This window comes from Ensifer sp. ENS08, assembly GCF_014852195.1.
Classification (GTDB): Bacteria; Pseudomonadota; Alphaproteobacteria; order Rhizobiales; family Rhizobiaceae; genus Ensifer; species Ensifer adhaerens.
On record NZ_JACVBF010000002.1, the window covers coordinates 333,431 to 353,168 of the forward strand.

The window sequence follows — 19,738 nt, forward strand, 5'->3', positions numbered from 1 at the left end:
CGTCGCGCTTCGAAAGAAGCGTAAAGGTCGCTGCGGCAAAGAAAAGTCACAGCGCCGCGCTTCGAAAGAAGCGCAAAGGTCGCTGCGACACCAGGAATTGCTGCAGGGCTCCGGAGCTCCCGGGTAATGCAGCGGAAGCAACTGACAAACAACGGGAAGGACCACAACAATGCGCGTCTATTACGATCGTGATGCCGATATCAACCTGATCAAGTCGAAGAAGGTCGCCATCGTCGGCTACGGCAGCCAGGGCCGCGCCCATGCGCTGAACCTCAAGGATTCCGGCGCCAAGGAAATCCGCATCGCTCTGAAGCCGGGTTCGGCAACGGCTGCCAAGGTCGAGGCCGACGGTCTCCAGGTTCTCTCGGTAGCAGAAGCCGCCAAGTGGGCCGACCTCATCATGATGGCGACCCCGGACGAACTCCAGGCCGAAATCTACAAGGCCGAAATCGCCGGCAACATCCGTGACGGCGCTGCGATCGCTTTCGCCCACGGCCTCAACGTTCACTTCGGCCTGATCGAGCCGAAGGCTTCGCTCGACGTCGTCATGATCGCGCCGAAGGGCCCCGGCCACACGGTTCGCGGCGAATACCAGAAGGGCGGCGGCGTTCCCTGCCTCGTTGCCGTTCACCAGGACGCTTCGGGCAACGCCCTTGACCTCGCTCTCTCCTACGCCTGCGGCGTCGGCGGCGGCCGTTCGGGCATCATCGAGACCAACTTCAAGGAAGAGTGCGAAACCGACCTCTTCGGCGAACAGGTCGTTCTGTGCGGCGGTCTCGTCGAGCTCATCCGCGCCGGTTTCGAAACGCTGGTCGAAGGCGGCTACGCCCCGGAAATGGCCTATTTCGAGTGCTTGCACGAAGTAAAACTGATCGTCGACCTGATCTATGAAGGCGGCATCGCCAACATGAACTACTCGATCTCGAACACGGCCGAGTGGGGCGAATACGTCACGGGTCCGCGCATCATCACCGAAGAAACCAAGGCCGAAATGAAGCGCGTCCTCAAGGACATCCAGACCGGCAAGTTCACCTCCGAGTGGATGCAGGAATACAAGTCGGGTGCGGCTCGCTTCAAGGGCATCCGCCGCGTCAACGACAGCCACCAGATCGAAGAAGTCGGCGCCAAGCTCCGCGGCATGATGCCCTGGATCGGCAAGAACAAGCTGGTCGACAAGGCGAAGAACTAAGCCTTATCGAACGGTTGAATGAGGAAAGCCGGGGCGCAAGCTCCGGCTTTTTTCGTTTGGTGAAGCAAGGGTCCCCTCGCAGCCGACTGCGCCTCCTGGGGCAGTCGACCATGACGATCCTTGGCCCATCGACGCTACGGCCGTTCACGTGCAGGGCGCGCGCACCATGGCCCCGTTCCTGCCTGCGGCGTGCAAAATCAGCAGAAGTCAATTAGGAATTGTGAATATTCGGTAGTGCTGATATGTTGGGTGGGGTGATTTGCTACATCCTGGGGGCAGGGCAGATGCCACGCGTACCGATCAGGGAATACGCGGCAACTCGCGTTGAAGGCGAGGTCAGGGCGCTTGTTGCCAAGTACAAACTGGATGTCCAGCCGAGCGCGGCAGGCGAAACGGTTGCGGCCGACACGCTCGATCAATTGTTCGCTGCGGAAGACGAGCTGAAGCAGCTGGGCCCGCTCCGTTCCCAGCTGAGCGCCACCCAAGCCGAGCTGGCCGAGGCCAAGCCATCCATGTGGCATGTGAAGGCGGCGACCGTGACTGCCGCCATATCCGCGGTTGCCGCCTGCCTCGCGACGGGATTGACGATGTGCTCCACCAAAGTGGCAGGCGATCAACTGGATGCGAAGAACCGGTATGAGGTCCAGATTCTGGTGGCAAACAAGCTTACAGAGACCGCATCGGCGCCCGCGGGCGAAGTGACAAACAGATTGTTTGATTTCAACAGCGCATTTGTGATCGCCAACGACCTCCATGAGGACGGCGGCTTTGTGAAGGGATGGCAGGAGTTCATCGACAGATATTGCGGACCGTTGAAGGACAAGAACTTCTATAAAGGCGACGACGATCCGCTCGCGGACACACGAAGCATTTGTCAGAAAAACACCCAGTAATTCCGTCCAGCTTCTTGAGGGAGAGGAATGATGTCGAGGACTCGTAGCTCCAGAAGAGCGTGGTCGCTGTGCTGCGTGACGTTCTTGCTCTCTATGGCCTTAAACGCGTTGCCGGATCCTCGGTTTGCCCTCGCACAGGAAGCCACGCAGGACGCCGCCAAAGAGGAGCCGGCGAAGGACCAGTTTGACCTGATCGGGTTCAAGCGCGAAAAGTTCCAGGAGGAAGCGCGGAAGGTCGACGAAGGAAATGAGATCGGGAAAGCGACCAGCGGCCTTGCGGAAGGCAATTGCCAGGTAGGCAAAGCACTGGTGGCGATCGTCTCGGGCGGAAACGAGCAGCTGCTTGAGGCAATGAAATCAGCGGCTTCCAGCTACAAAACCGCTATCGACTCGCTGACACTGCTGACGAAAAACAAGCGCTTTTCGAAAAAGATCAGCGCCAAGACGCTCGCCTGGCTGGTTCAAACGCAGTTGTTCACCGATCCGCTCCTCACGCAGAACGATCTTCTGGTGCAGCTACTGGCGCTCACGGTAGAGGCGAAGGAGGCTGCGGACCGCATCGCGGCCGGCAAGGGAAGCGACGCCGACTTGTCGTTCTTGATCGATGCCTCATCCAGGATTCCTCGCATGCTGATGGCATTTATCGACGCTGCCGTTACCTCTTGAGGTTGCCGCCAGCGGCTTGGTCGACGGTCTCCGCGATGGCGGCCAGGAGGTTCAAAACTCCTGCCAGGCCTGCAGCCTTTCGACCGTCGTCGTCGCGCCGCCGCAGACGATCATCAGGATGCGCTCGAAGCGCGCCAGCCGGTCGGCGTGGGCGTAGGCGACGGCGAGGGCGGCGCCGCAGGCGGGCTCGACCAGCACGCGGTGGTCGTCGAGGAAGCGGATGCAGGCTTGCGCGGCGTCCGTGTCGCTGACGACGACGCTCCCGACTGGGCGCGTCTGGCTCAGCTCGAAGGCGCGCTTGCTGACCTTGCGGGCGGCGAGCGACGTTGCGATGCCGCTGACGGAGGGGAGTTCCGTCAGCGAGCCCGCGTCCATCGAGGCGGCCAGCGAAGCGGTGCCTTCGGTCTCGACGGCAAGGATCGGCACGTGGCCAAGCCCGTTGCGCGCGAGCCCCTCGGCAACGCCGGCAAACAGTCCGCCGCCGCCGACCGACAGCACCACGGCATCGAAGGCGAGGCCGGATCGCGCGACCTCGTCGATCATCGTCGCGTGACCGGTCCACAGCAGCGGGTCGTCGAAGGGATGGATGAAGGCGGTGTCGGCATCGAGGGAGGCGAGGGCGGCGGCATTCGCCTCATCCCAGGCGGCGCCGTGCACGATGACGTCGGCGCCCTGCTGGCGGATCAGGCCCTTCGCGCGCTCGGTCGTCGTTTCGGGAACGAAGACGGATACAGGGATCGAAAGCATGCGCCCGGCATAGGCGACCGCCATGCCGGCATTGCCGCCGGAGGAGGAGACGAAGCGCCGCTTGCCGGCGCGCGCGTGGTGCTCGCAGGCAGCGCCAACGCCGCGGATCTTGAACGAACCCGGTGGCTGCAGCGCGTCCATCTTCAGAAAGATTGAGCGGCCCGAGGCAAGCCCCAGCGGCAGGGATTCGATCAGCGGAGTTTCGAGGTGAAGTGGCATGAGATGTTCCGTTGCGGGCGCGATGCCGATGGGTGCCCCGGTGTGACGGAGCTCAGGGAGAATCGTGAGGCAATTTGCCCCCGATCGCCACGTCGGCGCAATATGGGGAAGCACTCCGCCGCGGATGGCTGCGTGTCATCTCACGGAACATCATGGATTTGCGGCGGCCGTCACCACAAGAGGCCGCTCAGCGTCACGAACGCGACGAAGAGCAGGGACAGGACGAGCGACGCCTTGATTGCCGCCAGAGTATAGTCGTATCGGCGAAGTCTGTGTGTCAGCGTGTGGAACATGGGTTCGTCCAATCGTGAGTAAGCGGTGGCTCGTCGCCGTTCGTTCGAGCGAAATGCCGTGCCCGCAATTCGGCAGTGACGACAATGGCTACCCAGCCCGCGAAATTGGCCAGACGGCGGCTCGCCTTGGCGCGAACGCGCGCATGCGCTGCTGTCGATAAAGGAGGATATGGCGGCTCGAGAGCCCCTCACACCGCGATAAGCCAAGTCGGCCCGTGTCGATCGTCAAACCATGCGCCTCAAAAGTGTCCGGCACAAGGAAGATCCCCTTGGCGGCACCCTTTTGCGTTCCAGCACACAAGCCTCATCCCGATTTTGGGCCTTTGCGAGCAAACGAGGCCAGGTCCCGGGGCGGCATGGCCTCCGGCCAGGGGAGGCGTCGGGCGCCGGTGTAGCGGGTAACGGCGCTGCGCCTTTGCGGCGCGCCGCCATCGTTCTCCCACTGTTCGAGATTTGCGGTTTCAATCTGACGCGGAGTGCGCTGCCCGCTCCGGCCCTGAAGCTCGCAAAGCAGGGCATCGGCAGTGGTAACGCCCGCCTGGAACCTGCCGATCAGAAAGACGGCGGCAAGACGGAGGCTTTCCTGGTCATCAAGGTCGACATGCTGGTGAAAGCCCGCGCGCCGCAGCACGCCGTCGAGCATGGCAAGGTCCGAGGGAATCAGTGGATGCTGCTCTGCGGATGACATAGGCCCCTCCTGTTGATGGGAACTGTCGTTTGCGTGGCGCATGCGTGCGAGCGCGCAAGGCGCTCTTCCAGGAATTCTACCCCCGGAGCGTCTTTCCGTCTCGGGTGGACAGTGCTGGGATGACCTCAGGGTTGACGCCCGTTGCCGGCGGCCAGGAGGGTGTGTTTCTGTGTCAGTCAGGACCGGCGCGATTTCCGGGTCGGCTTGCTTGCGGACACCTCCGCGGCCGGTTCGGCGGCGGCGCGCTCAAGGCGTTGCGCCTTGAGCTTTTCGGTCTTCTTGTCGCGGGCGATCTTTTCAGCCGCAACGATGGCTCTCGCCGTATGATCGGTTGCGGCCGCCTTGTCGCTCGCGGAGGTCTTGGCCGGCTTGAATGCTGCGTTAGCGTTGGGCGTCATGACCTGTCTCCTGAAACGGGCGGGTGCTGCCGACCCAGAGGGGTCAGCGCGTGCGCGCCGCCTTCTTGGGGCTGGGCAGCAGGCCTTCGCGCTGCAGCTTCTTGCGCGCTAACTTGCGCTGGCGTCGGACGGCTTCCGCCTTTTCCCGCACGCGCTTTTCCGACGGCTTTTCATAGCTGCTGCGGGCCTTGAACTCGCGGAAAAGCCCTTCGCGCTGCATCTTCTTCTTCAGAATGCGCAAAGCCTGGTCGATGTTGTTGTCTCTAACGAGTACCTGCAAAACATGTTCTCCTGTTGTCGATTGCAGCGCGGGCGAGGCGCATGCGCCTATCTGCCGCGCTTGGCGCTCAGTTTCTTGAGCCAGGGGCCGGTAGCTTCCGCCTGAGCGGGGTCCGGTGTGGCGGTCTCGGCGTGTTCGATGTCGGTCGCAAGGACCGAGCGTTCAAATGTCTCACCGTCGACCCGTACGCGAAAGCGGGGCTCGCCGCGATCTTCCGTGGGCAAAAGGCCGACGATGACGCCGAAGGGGCTGACCAAGGCCGACTGTGTGGCGGATGCCCTCAGTTTGACCCTGTCGCCGATCTCGCAGGCCGTGCGGCTCATGACGAGCTCCATATCGGAAGTGAAGGGGCCAAAGATGCAAAAAGGCCGGGTTGTTCCCCGACCTCTTCCCGTCATTCAAGCCTTTCCTGCCAGTACATCCGTGGTCAGAGAAGGGCGAATGACAAATTATTCGGCGCGCAGATTGTCGGCCGAGCTCTTGCCCGACTTGCGGTCGGCGACGACGTCGAAGGTCACCTTCTGACCGTCGGCGAGCGAGCGCAGACCAGCGCGTTCTACTGCGGAGATATGGACAAACACGTCGGTGCTGCCGTCATCCGGTTGAATAAAGCCGAAGCCCTTGGTGCTGTTGAACCACTTTACAGTGCCCGAAGCCATGACGATTTCCTTTCAATCGTGGAGTTTGCCAGAAAATATTTCTCTGGCGGTGATCGATATTTGAGAGGAGATCTGGCCGCGCATAAGCGCTGTGTCAAAGGTCACAAGCAATATTCGATGAGTTGATATATAGACGATACTTTTTGAAACTCAATGAAAATATTAAATTATCTATTTTCCCGTCCTTGTATAAGCCTTGTCAAAGGCCTGAAAATGCGGGTTTTCGTGCCGCTATTTTTCTTTCTATTGAACGCTCGGTCCCTGCCGATGGAGACTGAATATGGCGCATGGGTCAGCCGACAGCGCGACCGCTTTGGAGGCAGTGCATTTGCGTGATTGCTGTCGGGAGAAGTCTGGCTTGGCCTTCCGCATCGCGCCCGACAGCGCCGGGCGTCTTGTCAGACGGGCGAAGGTCGCTGCAGAACTCTGAAATCCTGCATGCTTTTGTCCTTTAATCGGCTACGGGGTAAAGGAAACACGCCGGACAGCGGTGGCAGGGGAGGTCAGGCGGCGGTACGCGTATCTGTCGCGCACCGCCCCCGCTTTTCAGGTGAAGGTCTGCGGCGAGACCTGCAGTGCGGCGGCGATGCGCTGCAGCTTGGCGGGATCGGTATCGGCGCCGAGCTCGATCTTGGATATTTCAGTTTCCGTCAGGCCTGTCGTGACCGACAGATCGTCAACCGAATAACCGGCGGTTTCACGCGAACGCTTGATGGCGGCTCCGATTTTGACGCGGGACAGAGATGCGCCTGGAGCCTTGGTTAGGTCTTTCTTAAAGGACATGAAGTGTCTCCTTCGTTGGTCCACCGGCAAAGAACGCTGCCGGTTGAAGGGGGCCCAAAACTGAAATGCGACTCAAGGCAGATGAGTGCGAACCTAGGGCGTCGCTAATATAAGCGAGAAGTCCGCAGGCGCAAGTTTGCGCCCGAATCTTTGTAAAAAGACTACTTATATCAATATCTTACCCTGTGATTATCGGGTTCTGGACGATCCTTTTCCAGGCGATCCGGGGTACCGCGGCTGCTCGCCAATCGCCGTCCCAAGGACTGCGAAAACGGCGCCGAAACTCACGCCAGGCGCGCCTCGATCAGGAACGGTCCGCGCCGCGACAGCGCTGCGGAAAAGAGCGCGGCGAAGGCCTCGCAGGAAGTGGCAACGGCAGCTTCGACGCCAAGGCCGCGGGCAAGCGACACCCAGTCGAGCGCGGGGTTGTCGAGGTTCAGCATCTGCCGCGCATTGATGCCGATCTCCCCGACGCCGACATTGCGCATCTCGGCATGCAGGATGGCATAGGTGCGGTTGGAGAAGATGACGGTGACGATGTCGAGGTTTTCGCGCGCCTGGGTCCACAAGCCTTGAATGTTGTACATGGCGCTGCCGTCGGCCTGCAGGCAGATCACTTTCCGATCGGGGCAGGCGATGGCCGCGCCGGTCGCAAGCGGGATACCGTCGCCGATCGCGCCGCCGGTCTGCATGATGAGGTCATGCGGCGCGGAGAAGGCGGACAGGGCGAAGAAGCGCCGCGCCGAGGTGACCCCTTCGTCGCAGACGATTGCGTCTTCCGGCACCTTGTGCGCGACGATGACGGCGATCGCGTCTTCGGTGAGCGGGCCCGAGGGCTCGCCGGTGTCGGTGGGGGTGCCTGCCGTCGGCAGCGGCCCGGTCGGGCTGACGCCGAGTTCGTCGCCAAGCGCCTCCAGCGTCGCCTTCAGGTCTTCGCCATGGCGGGCAAGGGTTGCGACCGTGCAGCCCTCCGGCACCAGCCGGCCCGGCATGCCGGGATAGGCGAAGAAGGCGACCGGCTCGGGCGCGCCGACAAGGATGAGAACGCGGACGTCCTTGAGCGTGGCGAGCGCCATGTCGATCGGGTAGGGGATGCGCGCCGGCGCGACCCGTCCGCGGCCGCGCTGGGTGTGGGCGACCAGAACCTCGTTGAAAAGCTGGATGCCGCACGCAGCCGCGATCCGCCCGGCAACGGCAAGGCCATCGGCCTGCGCCGCAGCGCCGCTGACGACCATGGCGACCCCTTGAGGATTCGAACGTATCAGGCGGGCCACCTCGCGCACCGTCTCGGCGCTGGCCGGCCGCGGCGCTTCGATGGGCGCCTTTTGTGGCGCGGTGGCAAGGGCAAGCGTTCCCCAGGCGGCGTCGGCGGGCAGGATCATGGTGGCGACACCCGGCGGCGTCAGCGCGGCCTGAACGGCGGCGGCAACGGTGGGACCGACGTCAGCCGGATCCTTCACGCGCCGGACCCAGTTCGACATCGGCGCGGCCAAGCTCTCGATGTCGGTCGTCAGCGGTGCGTCGAGCGGGAGGTGATGGGAGGCGTGGTCGCCAACGATGTTGACGACAGCCGCCCGGGCGCGGCGGGCGTTGTGCAGGTTGGCAAGGCCGTTGGAAAGGCCAGGGCCGGTGTGCAGAAGGGTCGCTGCCGGGCGCCCGGCCATGCGCGCATAGCCATCGGCGGCGCCGGTCACGAGGCCTTCGCTGAGGCCGAGGATGCAGCGCAGCTCCGGCTTGCGGTCGAGTGCCGCGACGAAGTGCATTTCCGAGGTGCCGGGATTGGCGAAGCAGACGTCGACGCCGTTTGCAAGCAGCGTATCGACAAGCACATCCGCGCCGGTGGTGCGAAATCCCTGGCCGCCTTCTCCCATGCGCGTATCCCTCGATGGCCCTCAAGGGCCATGATAGCGGCAACTTGCGCCGGTGCAACCGGCGAGCCGCCCGGCGCAGCACCAGTCGGCCAGCGCCAATCGGCCAGCGCTGCGCCGGCTCAACGGACGGGCATCAGGTCCGCTGCCAGGCGAGGTGGGCGCCAAGCCCGATCAGCACTGTGCCGCCGGCGCGCTGCATCAGGCGCTGCGCCCTGCCGGAGCGGCGCATCCGTGAGATGACGGCGCCGGCGAGGAACACGCAGACGATATCGGCCGAGGAGAACATCAGGTTGGCGAGGGCGCCGAGCAGCAGGAACTGCACCCAGATCGGGAAGGCGGCAGACGCATCAGTGAACTGCGGCAGGAAGGCGACGAAGAAGATCGCGGTCTTCGGGTTCAGTACTTCGACAGTGATGCTCTCGAAGAAGGCGCGGCGTGCCGATTTCGCCTCGGTCAGGGGCAGGCTGCCGTCGCCCGTCGCCTTGGTGCGCATCAGCGTGAAGCCGAGCCAGACGAGATAGGCGGCCCCTGCAAGCTTCACTGCCAGATACAGCGTCGGCACCGCATGAAACAGGATCGAAAGGCCGGCAGCTGCGGCAATGACGTGCACGTAACAGCCGAGATGAATGCCGAGCGAGGCCATCATTCCGGCAGAGCGGCCGCGCGCCACGGTTTGCGCGGCGGCGTAGAGCATGGCCGGGCCCGGGATATAGGCGAAGATCGCCGTGGTGACGAAGAAGGTGAGGAGAATGTCGAGCGATGGCATGCGGTTATACCTCGTCTGCTGCTGCGTGGCCTCTTGCGGGAGTCGTTGTAAGGGCTTGCGCGGGAAAGTTGAAGGAAAATCACAAGTGCTCGGGCCGGCGGGTCAGCCGCCGGCGGTCCCTTCGTCCGTGGTCAGACCGGTATTTCCTCAGCGACGAGGCGATCCTCGCGGCGGGCGCTTGCGGCAAGCCCTGCCGCGACGCCGGTGCGGTCCTCGGCGCTGCGGTTCTGGCTCATCTTGCGCTTGCCGTCGAGACGCTCGATCGGCAGCCTGAGGCCGATGATGCCGCGAAGCTGCGCCTTGACGAAGGCGGCGGGCGCGTCGCTGACCTGCCAGGGCTCGGCTCGTCCGGCCTCATGCCGGTTGGTCAGCCGCGTGACGATGTCGAGCAGCCGGTCCTCGTCGGTGAAGAATTGGGCCGCGCCATAGGCGTGCACGGCGACATAGTTCCAGGTCGGCACGACCTTGCCGTGTTCGCGCTTGGAGGCATACCAGGAGGGCGTGACATAGGCGTCCGGCCCCATGAAGGTCGCCATAGCCGCGCCGATGACCGGCGTCGTTCCTTGCGGGTTGGCGCGGGCGACGTGGCCGTAGAGCGTGCCGTTCGGCCCCTCGTTGCGATCAAGCAGCAGCGGCAGCGGGGTCGCAAGCAGCCCATCGGCCGTGGCGGTGACGAGGGTCGAAAGCGAAGCCGCCTCGATGATGTCGTGCAACACGCTCAGCGTTTCTTCCTTGAAGGCAGGCGGTGTGTACATGATCTCGCTCCTTGTGCTCGCCCCGTCATAGAGGCAAACTGGACGGCCAAGAATATCCAGTTTCCGTATAAATGCGTGGGCCAGTTTGTAACGATGAAAGAAGAGGCGACGGTCGGGACCGCCCGGCGGATCTATGAGGCGCTGAAGGCACAGGTCCTTGACGGCACCTATGGCGCCGAGGCGCTGCTGCCGTCGACGCGGACGCTCGCCGCCGAGCTTGGCGTTTCGCGCACGACGGTGACGGCCGCCTATGAGCAGCTTCTGTCCGAGGGGTATCTGGAAAGCCGGCAGGGCGCGCGCTCGCGGGTCGCGTTGCTTGCGGCCCGGCAGGGTCCCGGCTCGGTGGCCGCGCCCGGGCGTCCAGCGAGCCAGAAGCATCGGGACAAGGGTGCGGCGGCGGTTCGCCTGTCACGCCTGGGGGCTGCCCTTTGCGACGGGCCGATCTGGACGCCGCCGGTTTCTGCTCGGCTGATTGCCGACTTTCGTTACGGCGACCTGTCGGCCGCGGATTTTCCGGAGGAGGCGTGGCGGCAGTCGGTCAACGCGGCGCTCCGCCGGCGAAGGCCGCGGCTTGCCTATGATCACCCCGCCGGTTCGTCTGCCCTGCGCATGGCCCTGCAGGCCTATCTCTGGCGCGCGCGGGGGCTCAGTTGCGATCCGGATCAGATCGTCGTCGTCAACGGCTCGCAGCAGGGGCTGGACCTTGCGGCGCGCGTGCTCGTCGATGCTGGCGACCGGGTGGCGATGGAGGATCCCGGCTATGTGATGGCGCGCCGGGTCTTTGCCGCCGCCGGCGCCGCGGTGGTTCCCCTCGCGGTCGACGCGGAAGGGCTGAGGACCGACATCCTCGAACAATTGGAGGATGCCAGGCTCGCCTATGTCACGCCCTCGCATCAGTTCCCGCTCGGCAGCGTGCTTTCGGCCCGGCGGCGGCAGGCGCTTCTGGCCTGGTCCAGGCGAACCGGGGCCTATGTGCTCGAAGATGATTACGACGGCGAATATCGATACGACATCCGGCCGATCCCGCCGCTCCAGACCATGGGACAGGCGGAAAACGTGCTTTATCTCGGCACGATTTCCAAGAGCCTGTCGCCGATGCTCCGGCTCGGCTATCTCGTCGTGCCGCCGCCGCTTGTCCCGGCCTTTGCCGCCGCCAAACAACTGATCGACCGCCATTCGCCAAGCCTCGAGCAGGAAGCACTGGCGGCGATGATTGCAAGCGGCGCCTATGAGCGCCACATCCGCCGCAGCCGGCGCAACAATGGCCGCCGGCGGGAGGCCCTGTTGACGGCGCTCAAGGCGGAGCTCGGCGACGCGGTGACCATATCCGGCGCCGATGCCGGCCTGCATGTGGTCGTCTGGTTCGAGCAGTTGGAAAAGGCGCAGGAAGACATGCTGATCGCGCGAGCGCGGGCGGCTGGCGTCGGCCTCTATCCGGTTTCGCCGCTCTATGCGGCAGGTGATGCCGGCCACCGGCCGGACCGGGCCGGCATCGTCATGGGCTATTCGAGCCTCGAGGCAGCCGAGATCGGCAAGGGCGTGGCAGCACTTGCGCAGCTGTTGCGGTCCTGGGGCGACGAGAAGGCGGAGGCGAAGCCGTCATAGGTCGGGAGTGGGCGGAACGGAGCCCGTGCGCGGCTGGGCATCCCGGCGGCACGTTACGGTTAGCCGCTTGCGCCCGGCCAACGTCCCTTCATAGTGGCGGCCATTCCGCGTTTGCCCAGGCGACCTCCATGAGATCTCTTCGCATCCATCCCCACCTGCACGACGTTTTCGGTGAAGAGCAACCACTCGCCTATCTCGCCGCCATACTCCTGTTCGGAGCCGGCGTTGCCGTCGTCTTTGCGCTGTCTGCGGGGTCGATGCTTGCCGATCTTGCCTGGTGGCGGGCGGCGCTGGCGCTTGTTCTCGTGCTCGACATCGCCGCCGGCTGCGTCGCCAATTTCACGCCGTCGACCAATGATTTCTACGCAGCCCGGCCGCGCAACCGCTGGATATTCATCGCCATCCATTTCCACATCGTCCTCGTCGCGCTGCTTCTTGGCAGCGGGATCGCGGCCGCGGTTGTCGTCTGGGCCTATACGATCGCAGCGGCCGCGCTCGTCAACCGGCTGGCGGGGCGGGAGGCACAGACCTTTGTCGGCGGGCTGCTCACTGCGATTGGCCTTGCCGGCCTGCCGCTTCTGCCCGGTCTGACGCCGGCGATGATGGCGGTCTCAGGCCTCTTCATGCTCAAGGTGCTCTTCAGCTTCGCCGTCAACCATTACCGCACGGTCCCGCCCCAAGATGGGCAGGCGTCCAAAAATGGGGGACACGACTGACGTCCTTGCCTTGCATGGCGGTCTTTACTAGCCTCCGGAAAGCAGGCTCAGGGGAGAGGCTCGATGGCAGTTTCAGCGGCGGACGAGGCATTGCGCATTCCGACATTCGACGACGTGCAGATGGCCCGAAACCGGATCGCCGGGATCGCGCACCGAACGCCGGTCCTGACCTCGCGCACGGCCGATGCCGCCACCGGCGCCCGGCTGTTCTTCAAGGCGGAAAACTTCCAGCGCGGCGGCGCCTTCAAGTTCCGCGGTGCCTATAACGCCATCGCCGCGCTCAGGGAAAAGGGATCGAGGCAGGGCGTCGTCGCCTTTTCCTCCGGCAATCATGCCCAGGCGATCGCCTATGCCGCGCGCCTGCAGGGCGTCGCAGCGACGATCGTCATGCCCGCCGATGCGCCCGACATGAAGGTGGCGGCAACGCGCGGCTATGGCGCCGACGTCGTGTTCTACGACCGCTACAAGGAAGACCGCTCGGCCATCAGCGCCCGGTTGGCGGCCGAGCGCGGCGCCGTGCTGATCCCTCCCTTCGACCATGCGGACGTGATCGCGGGACAGGGGACGGCAATTCTCGAACTGATCGAGGAGGTGGGTGAACTCGACCTGATCGTCACGCCGCTCGGCGGCGGCGGGCTGCTTGGCGGCACCGCGCTCGCCGCCAGGGAGCGCTCGCCCGGCGCGACCATCGTCGGCGTCGAGCCCGAGGCCGGCAATGACGGCCAGCAGTCGCTGCGCCAGGGCCGAATCGTCGAAATCGCCATCCCGAAGTCGATCGCCGACGGCGCGCTCACCCCCAGCATCGGCGCCCACAATTTTCCGATCATCCAGCGCGCGGTCGCCGACATCGTCACGGTGAGCGACGCACAACTGGTCGAAACCATGCGTTTCTTCGGCGAGCGCATGAAGATCGTGGTCGAGCCGACCGGCTGCCTTGCGGCGGCCGCCGTGCTCGAGGGGGTGCTTGCCTGCGGCGGCAAGCGCGTCGGCATCGTCCTGAGCGGCGGCAATGTCGATCTGGCGACCTACGGCGCGCTGCTGCAGGCGACGTGAACTTTACCCGGACCGCCGTCCTGGTGCCCGCCATTTCGTCGAAGCCTTGCAGACCGCACGCATGGCTCTCGACGTTCATCGAACAGACCAGTCGGCTTGAAGAAGGGGACATCACATGACAGACGCACCTTGGCACGCCGATCCACTCACCTGGGGCACCGGTCCGCACCTCTTCGAGGTCTTTCTGGAACCGACGGATCCTTACTCGGCCAAGGCATTCGGCAAGCTCGATGCCCTTCTCGCCCGCGCCGGCGCGGACAGGATCACCATCAAGATCCGGCTGCAGTCGCAGCCCTGGCACATGTATTCCGGCGTCGTCGTTCGCTGTATTCTTGCGGCCTCGACGCTGGCGGGCGGCAAGGAGACCGCAAAGACCGTCATCGCGGCCGTCGCTGCGCATCGGGAGGAGTTCGAGTTCACCCACCACGCCGGTGGGCCCAACATGGACGTGACCCCCAACACGATCATCGAGCGACTGGAAGGTTATAGCGGCGTGCAACTGAAGGCGGCCTTTGCGATCCCCGATCTCGATCGGGAGATCAAATGGCATTGCCGGTACGCCCGCCAGAACGGCATCCACGTCTCCCCGACCTTCATGATCGACGGGATCGTGCGGCCGGACGTGAGCAGCGGCGATGATGTTTCGGCCTGGGCGGCGAAGTTGCTCGCCTGACGAAGGTTGCAAGGGACGCTTCCGGCGGGCAGCGGCCAGGCCCCCGTTGCGGGCATTTTCCCGGGGCTCGACCGGGCCGTTGGCGACGCCCGTCTTTCCAGTTGCCTTAACCGGCAAAAGTGGCACACTGAGCCTCGCGCGACGGCGCCAAGCGTCTGAATGACAGGGCGGAGGCCACTGTAATATTTTGTTTTTCTAAATGGATTTCTCTCCGGCCGATTTCCGTCGGAAAACACATGTTGGAAAAAGCCAGAGGAATACAGCGGGCTTTTTGAGCGCCTTTTCGGACGCCGCGTTGCCAAAAATCTAAGCGCTGCCACCGCTCCGGATGGGCGCGGTGCATACACAACTGGAGGGTATCGTGACGCTTGCAATCAATGACCTCGCACCGGACTTCGAGGTCGGGACAACCGACGGCACGATCCGGTTTCACGACTGGATCGGCGACTCCTGGGCGGTGCTGTTTTCGCACCCGAAGGACTTTACGCCCGTCTGCACCACCGAGCTCGGCTACATGGCGCGCATCAAGCCGGAATTCGACCGGCGCGGCGTCAAGATCATCGGCCTTTCGGTCGATCCGCTCGACCGCCATGCCGGCTGGGCCGCCGATATCGAGGAGACACAGGGCTATGCGCCGAACTTCCCGATGATCGCCGATGTCGACTACACCGTCTCGAAGCTCTACGGCATGCTGCCGGCGCCGGTTTCCGGCGATCCGACCAAGCGCACGCCCGCTGACAACCAGACGGTGCGCAACGTCTTCGTCGTCGGCCCGGACAAGAAGATCAAGCTGATCCTCATCTATCCGATGACGACTGGCCGCAACTTCGACGAGGTGCTGCGCGTCATCGACTCGCTGCAGCTGACGGCCAAGCACAAGGTGGCAACGCCGGTGAACTGGCAGCAGGGCGACGACGTGATCATCGCCGGCTCCGTCACGGATGAGGATGCCCGCAAGGTCTATCCGGAGGGCTGGCGCGCGCCGAAGCCCTATATCCGCATCGTGCCGCAGCCGAAGGGCTGAGGCGGGGCTGACATTTCGCCAGGGCGCGGAAGCGCCCGCGTTACGGGTTCGTCCTTCGTTGCTGGGGGTGAGGGTTTATCCGCATTCCGTGACGAGGGGGCTGCCCCTCATCTCGCGGTGAGGGAGCTGACCCTCACCCGCGTGCCGGCGCCTTCTCCCCGCATGCGGGGAGAAGGGACGTTGGCGTGCCTTCCGCGTTTCCTTTTCCCGCCTCTGGGGGGCGGCGGAGAGGCCGTTTAGCTTCCATTCCCACGACCCATGGTTGCCGGAGCGGCGAACCCCGCGCCGGAAGCCTGCTTCCTCTGCGACAGAAACCCTCCTTTATCTGAGCACGCCCGCGCCTATAGTGCCGCTGTTTGTGGCCGCCGCCGGAGCGCGCCGCACGCTGACTGGATGACCCGCCCCATGACCGCAGCAAGCCGCCCCGACCTGACAGACATTCACCGCGGCGACTGGGTGGATCGCTGGTTACCGCGGACGGTGCGGCCCTATACCCGTCTTGCGCGGCTCGACAGGCCGGTCGGTATCTGGCTGACGCTCTTTCCCTGTTGGGCGGCGCTTTTCCAGGCGGCGCATGGCCTTCCCGAGATCCGGGATATTCTGGTTTTCACGCTCGGCGCATTTCTGATGCGCAGTGCCGGCTCCACCATCAATGACATGGCCGACCGCAATTTCGACGGGCATGTCGAGCGCACGCGGTTTCGTCCGCTTGCAAATGGTGAGATCGGTATGTCCCGGGCCGTTGTCTTCCTGATTGCGCAACTTGCACTCGCCGCTTCGCTCCTTGTCTTCCTGAGCCCCGCGACCCGTGTGCTTGCGGTGTGCGTCGTGCCGCTCGTGTTCCTCTACCCCTTCTGCAAGAGGTTCACCCATTGGCCGCAAGCGGTCTTGGGCGCTGCCTTCAACTGGGGCATGCTGATGGCCTGGTCGCAGGTTGCCGGACATGTTCCGGCGGGCGCTGTGCTGATGTGGGCCGGCGCCGTTGCGTGGCAGATCGGCTATGATACGGCCTACGCCTATGTCGATGTGCGGGACGACACGCGTCTCGGTCTCAAGTCGACGGCGATCCTGTTCGGCTCTCACGGCAAGGCCTGTATCGCCCTGTTCTACGGCCTGACGCTGGCCGCCTGGTCTGTCGGCGGCTGGATGCTCGGCATGTCGAGCCTGTATGCCATCGGCATGGTGGTGATCGCGGCCCATCTCGCGTGGCAGGCCCGGCGTTTCGACCTCGATCGCCCCGAAATCAGCTATCGACTGTTTCTGGCGAATATCCTGACCGGCGGGCTGCTGGCTGCCGCCGCTCTCGCCGGAAGTTTTTGAGGGACGCCGAGCGTCCGGCCTGCCGCCTGGAATACGGCCGACAGGCGGGCGACGCATTGACGCCCGGCGCGAGCGCTCCATGTCATATCCAGATGTCATATCCAGGCGTTCAGCGCAGTCAAACGGGCAGGGGCAGGCCATGCAAAGGTTCTTCGTCAGCGTCGCCAAGGAATTCGAGGCCGATAGCGCCGAGGAGGCGGCCCTTTTGATGTACCAGTATCTGACCCGCGAGCCGGCGCCGCTTTCCTACGCCGTCACCGACGAGGCGAAGAACATCACCAGGCTGACGCTCGAGCGCGACAAGGCGGACGAATTCGCGAGCGTCGACCACACGGCAGATCCGGGCAACTGGTAACGTCCGCTGGCAGCGATGCCTGTGGGTGGAAGCCATCAAAGCGACAAGTTCGGTTGCAATTCTCCGGCGTTCGCGTCAAGACTGCGCCGGTTGGGCGCGGGTATCGCCGCGCTTCGGGAGGAAACCTGCTTGTTCATTGCACATCTGCCGGCCGGGTATCTGCTGTGCCGCCCGTTTGCGCGCCGCAACCCGTCGCAGGCCCGCGCCATCTTCGGGGTCGGGCTTGTCTGTTCCGTCCTGCCGGATTTCGATCTCGCCTATTTCTACCTGATCGACCAGCGCCGCACGCCGCATCACGACTACTGGGTGCACACGCCGATCTTCTGGCTGGTGCTGGCGGCGACGGTTGCGCTTGTTCTCATCGCCACCGGGCGGCGCAAACAGCTCGTCCTTGTCGGTGTCGGGCTTTCGAGCGTGCTCCTGCATCTGGTGATGGATTCTGTCGCGGCTGATATCCGCTGGTTCTTTCCTTTTGTGGATCTCAGGGTGAACCTTGTGCATGTGCAGGCGGTCTACAAACCCTGGTACCTGAACTTCCTCTTGCACTGGACCTTTGCGCTGGAAGTTTTGATCTGGCTGCTGGCCGGCCATTTCGCTTTGCACGATTTGAGAGCGCGGCGCACGATCGGGACCGAGGCTGCATGAGAGCAAAAGCAGAGCAATTCTAGGGGGCGCGAAAAGAATCGCTTAAGAAATTTATCATACGAATAGCTACAATTCGCATGTATCCCTTTTCGATTTGTTAGCTATAGGTCCCGCCCTCATGACTGGCCTGCCGTTTCTTTTTTCGTCCGATGCCAAAGCCATGCTCGATGCGATCAACCGGTCGCAGGCGATCATCGAATTCGATCTTTCCGGCACGATCCTGACCGCCAACGAGAATTTCTGCCGCGCGATGGGTTACGATCTCCACGAGATTGTCGGCCGGCATCACCGCATGTTCGTGCAGCCGGAGGAGGCGGCATCCGCTGCCTATGCCGACTTTTGGGCACGCCTTGCCCGCGGCGAATATGACAGCCAGCAGTACCGGCGCATCGGTAAGGGCGGGCGGGAGATCTGGATCGAGGCCTCCTATAATCCGGTGTTTCGCGGCCGCAAGCCCTACAAGGTGGTGAAGTTCGCGACGGACATCACCGCGTCGAAGGCAAAGAGCACCGACGATCAGGGCAAGATCGACGCCCTGTCGCGGGCCCAGGCGATCATCGAATTCACGCCTTCGGGCGAGATCATCACCGCCAACGAAAACTTCCTTTCGGCCATGGGCTACGCGCTTCCCGAGATCGTCGGCCGGCACCATTCCATGTTCTGCGAGCCTGACGATGTCCATTCGCCCGCCTATGCCGGCTTCTGGCGCGATCTTGCGGCCGGGCGCTTCGTCACCGACCAGTTCAAGCGTATCGGCAAGGGTGGCAAGACGGTCTTCATCCAGGCGTCCTACAATCCGATCCTCGACGATGCCGGTCGCGTGTCGAAGGTGGTGAAATTCGCCGTCGACGTTTCCGACCGCGTGCTTGCGGTCCAGGAGATCGGCGCCGGGCTCGGCCGCCTAGCCGAGTGCAACATCCGCATGACGCTGGACGAGCCCTTCGTCGGCGAGCTCGAAATCCTTCGGCGCGACTTCAACACCTCGATCGGCATGTTCCAGGAAACGCTGTCGGCCGTGCTCAGCCAGACCCGCGACCTCAACAGCAACAGCCACGAGATGAAGGATGCCGCCGAGCATCTTGCCGACCGCACGCGCCAGCAGGCGGCAGCCCTGGAGCAGACCTCGGCGGCGCTGGAACAGGCGACGGCGACGGTGCGCACCTCAACCGAGAACACCCAGCAGACCCGCGCACTGGTGCAAAATGCGCGGCAATCGGCGCACAGCTCTTCCGGCGTCGTGCGCGATGCGGTGACGGCGATGCAACGCATCAAGGCGGCCTCCGAGGAGATCAGCCAGATCATCGGCGTGATCGACGAGATCGCTTTCCAGACCAACCTTTTGGCGCTCAACGCCGGGGTCGAGGCGGCGCGCGCCGGCGATGCCGGCAAGGGCTTTGCGGTCGTTGCCTCGGAGGTGCGCGAGCTCGCCCAGCGCTCGGCCAAGGCCGCCAAGGAGATCAAGGCGCTGATCCAGAATTCGGTCGCCGAAGTCGCCGAAGGCGTGCGCCTCGTCGGCGATACCGGCAGCGCGCTGAAGGAAATCGAGGACTTCGTCGCGGCGATCGACACGCGGATCGCGGCGATCGCGACGGCTGCGACCGAGCAGACGGCGGGCCTCGGCGAAATCAATGCTGCGGTCAACGACATCGACGTCATGACGCAGAAGAATGCGGGCATGGTGGAGCGCACCGCCGACGTCAGCGTCCGGCTGGCCGAAGGCGCGCAGCGGCTGACGGAACTGGTCAACCGCTTCCAGCTCAACCGCCGTGCCGAGCGGCGCGAGGCGGGCACGGCAGCGGCAACGGGCGGCATGGGTGACCGTCGCCGCGCGGCCGACGCGCGGGCCGCCTGAGGGAACAAAGCGGGACGTGCGGGGCGATCATGCCCTGCCGTTCGCGGGCGGGCGGGCCGGGGGTGCGGCCCGCCTCATCCCCTCCAAGGCAACCATACGAGTGTTCGAGAGCCCGAACGCAGCAACGAAATTGCGACTGCGCTGTCTCCGAGGTCTCCCGTGGCATTGCCGCGTGATAGACGATCGGCAGACGTGTCCGTGCAACGTGTGGTATCGCTGATACGTTGACGAAGCCCACGGTTCTATGCATCCTGCCGGCCAACGAACGAAGATGCCGGATACGGCACG

The 19,738-nt window shown here is 64.1% G+C and carries 23 protein-coding genes; 12 read left to right on the top strand and 11 right to left on the bottom strand.

Annotation, left to right across the window (positions count from 1 at the left end; translation table 11 throughout):
• The first annotated feature begins 169 nt into the window (after nt 1-169).
• From ilvC to IB272_RS07180, 3 genes are all read left to right on the top strand, one after another.
• The gene (gene ilvC / locus IB272_RS07170; protein WP_034792899.1) at nt 170-1,189 is read left to right on the top strand and encodes a ketol-acid reductoisomerase; all 1,020 of its coding nucleotides are present in this window, start codon (nt 170-172) and stop codon (nt 1,187-1,189) included.
• Nucleotides 1,190-1,473: 284 nt separating this feature from the next.
• Nucleotides 1,474-2,082, top strand: a complete 609-nt coding sequence (locus IB272_RS07175) for a hypothetical protein (protein ID WP_127889175.1) — start codon at nt 1,474-1,476, stop codon at nt 2,080-2,082.
• Nucleotides 2,083-2,112: 30 nt separating this feature from the next.
• Nucleotides 2,113-2,748 (top strand): hypothetical protein, encoded by a 636-nt coding sequence (locus tag IB272_RS07180; protein WP_127889174.1) that lies wholly within the window; start codon nt 2,113-2,115, stop codon nt 2,746-2,748.
• A gap of 51 nt (nt 2,749-2,799) precedes the next feature.
• On the opposite strand, the gene IB272_RS07185 is transcribed toward IB272_RS07180, so the two are convergent.
• The 11 genes from IB272_RS07185 to IB272_RS07230 all read right to left on the bottom strand — a co-directional run bounded on the left by IB272_RS07185 (nt 2,800) and on the right by IB272_RS07230 (nt 10,207).
• The gene (locus IB272_RS07185; RefSeq protein ID WP_060582764.1) at nt 2,800-3,714 is read right to left on the bottom strand and encodes a pyridoxal-phosphate dependent enzyme; all 915 of its coding nucleotides are present in this window, start codon (nt 3,712-3,714) and stop codon (nt 2,800-2,802) included.
• Between the two features lie 170 nt (nt 3,715-3,884).
• Nucleotides 3,885-4,007, bottom strand: a complete 123-nt coding sequence (locus tag IB272_RS35325) for a hypothetical protein (RefSeq protein ID WP_255380515.1) — start codon at nt 4,005-4,007, stop codon at nt 3,885-3,887.
• 304 nt (nt 4,008-4,311) lie between these two features.
• Nucleotides 4,312-4,695 carry a hypothetical protein gene (locus IB272_RS07190; protein WP_060582765.1) on the bottom strand — a complete coding sequence of 128 codons (384 nt, stop codon included), beginning with the start codon at nt 4,693-4,695 and terminating at the stop codon, nt 4,312-4,314.
• A 176-nt stretch (nt 4,696-4,871) separates the two neighbouring features.
• The gene (locus IB272_RS07195) at nt 4,872-5,093 is read right to left on the bottom strand and encodes a hypothetical protein (protein ID WP_060516031.1); all 222 of its coding nucleotides are present in this window, start codon (nt 5,091-5,093) and stop codon (nt 4,872-4,874) included.
• Nucleotides 5,094-5,136: 43 nt separating this feature from the next.
• On the bottom strand, nt 5,137-5,373 hold the full coding sequence (rpsU, locus tag IB272_RS07200) for a 30S ribosomal protein S21 (RefSeq protein WP_034792958.1): 237 nt from the start codon (nt 5,371-5,373) through the stop codon (nt 5,137-5,139).
• A gap of 47 nt (nt 5,374-5,420) precedes the next feature.
• Nucleotides 5,421-5,696 carry a hypothetical protein gene (locus IB272_RS07205; protein WP_034792960.1) on the bottom strand — a complete coding sequence of 92 codons (276 nt, stop codon included), beginning with the start codon at nt 5,694-5,696 and terminating at the stop codon, nt 5,421-5,423.
• Between the two features lie 126 nt (nt 5,697-5,822).
• The gene (locus tag IB272_RS07210; protein ID WP_034792962.1) at nt 5,823-6,032 is read right to left on the bottom strand and encodes a cold-shock protein; all 210 of its coding nucleotides are present in this window, start codon (nt 6,030-6,032) and stop codon (nt 5,823-5,825) included.
• A 546-nt stretch (nt 6,033-6,578) separates the two neighbouring features.
• A complete protein-coding gene (locus IB272_RS07215) occupies nt 6,579-6,815 on the bottom strand; it encodes a helix-turn-helix transcriptional regulator (protein ID WP_192444246.1) in 237 nt (78 codons plus the stop codon).
• A 284-nt stretch (nt 6,816-7,099) separates the two neighbouring features.
• Nucleotides 7,100-8,686: an acetolactate synthase large subunit gene (locus IB272_RS07220; protein ID WP_192444247.1), complete on the bottom strand. Its 1,587-nt coding sequence runs from the start codon at nt 8,684-8,686 to the stop codon at nt 7,100-7,102.
• 133 nt (nt 8,687-8,819) lie between these two features.
• Nucleotides 8,820-9,452: a LysE family translocator gene (locus IB272_RS07225; RefSeq protein ID WP_060582766.1), complete on the bottom strand. Its 633-nt coding sequence runs from the start codon at nt 9,450-9,452 to the stop codon at nt 8,820-8,822.
• A gap of 131 nt (nt 9,453-9,583) precedes the next feature.
• Entirely contained in the window at nt 9,584-10,207 is a 624-nt protein-coding gene (locus IB272_RS07230) for an FMN-binding negative transcriptional regulator (RefSeq protein WP_060582767.1), read from the bottom strand.
• Between the two features lie 93 nt (nt 10,208-10,300).
• Between IB272_RS07230 and IB272_RS07235 the strand changes: the two genes are divergently transcribed.
• The 9 genes from IB272_RS07235 to IB272_RS07275 all read left to right on the top strand — a co-directional run bounded on the left by IB272_RS07235 (nt 10,301) and on the right by IB272_RS07275 (nt 19,450).
• Entirely contained in the window at nt 10,301-11,812 is a 1,512-nt protein-coding gene (locus tag IB272_RS07235; RefSeq protein WP_060582768.1) for a PLP-dependent aminotransferase family protein, read from the top strand.
• Between the two features lie 128 nt (nt 11,813-11,940).
• Nucleotides 11,941-12,528, top strand: coding sequence for a hypothetical protein (locus tag IB272_RS07240; protein WP_060582769.1), 588 nt, complete (start codon nt 11,941-11,943; stop codon nt 12,526-12,528).
• 63 nt (nt 12,529-12,591) lie between these two features.
• Nucleotides 12,592-13,581 (top strand): threo-3-hydroxy-L-aspartate ammonia-lyase, encoded by a 990-nt coding sequence (locus IB272_RS07245; protein ID WP_060516036.1) that lies wholly within the window; start codon nt 12,592-12,594, stop codon nt 13,579-13,581.
• 115 nt (nt 13,582-13,696) lie between these two features.
• The gene (locus IB272_RS07250; RefSeq protein ID WP_034792975.1) at nt 13,697-14,254 is read left to right on the top strand and encodes a thioredoxin; all 558 of its coding nucleotides are present in this window, start codon (nt 13,697-13,699) and stop codon (nt 14,252-14,254) included.
• Between the two features lie 361 nt (nt 14,255-14,615).
• Entirely contained in the window at nt 14,616-15,278 is a 663-nt protein-coding gene (locus IB272_RS07255) for a peroxiredoxin (RefSeq protein ID WP_060582794.1), read from the top strand.
• A gap of 405 nt (nt 15,279-15,683) precedes the next feature.
• Nucleotides 15,684-16,598, top strand: coding sequence for a 4-hydroxybenzoate octaprenyltransferase (gene ubiA / locus IB272_RS07260; RefSeq protein WP_060582770.1), 915 nt, complete (start codon nt 15,684-15,686; stop codon nt 16,596-16,598).
• Nucleotides 16,599-16,737: 139 nt separating this feature from the next.
• Nucleotides 16,738-16,953: a hypothetical protein gene (locus IB272_RS07265; protein WP_034792977.1), complete on the top strand. Its 216-nt coding sequence runs from the start codon at nt 16,738-16,740 to the stop codon at nt 16,951-16,953.
• Nucleotides 16,954-17,082: 129 nt separating this feature from the next.
• Nucleotides 17,083-17,598, top strand: a complete 516-nt coding sequence (locus IB272_RS07270) for a metal-dependent hydrolase (protein ID WP_060582795.1) — start codon at nt 17,083-17,085, stop codon at nt 17,596-17,598.
• Between the two features lie 118 nt (nt 17,599-17,716).
• Complete coding sequence (locus tag IB272_RS07275; protein ID WP_060582771.1) at nt 17,717-19,450, top strand: PAS domain-containing methyl-accepting chemotaxis protein; 1,734 nt, start codon at nt 17,717-17,719, stop codon at nt 19,448-19,450.
• Nucleotides 19,451-19,738: the final 288 nt, after the last annotated feature.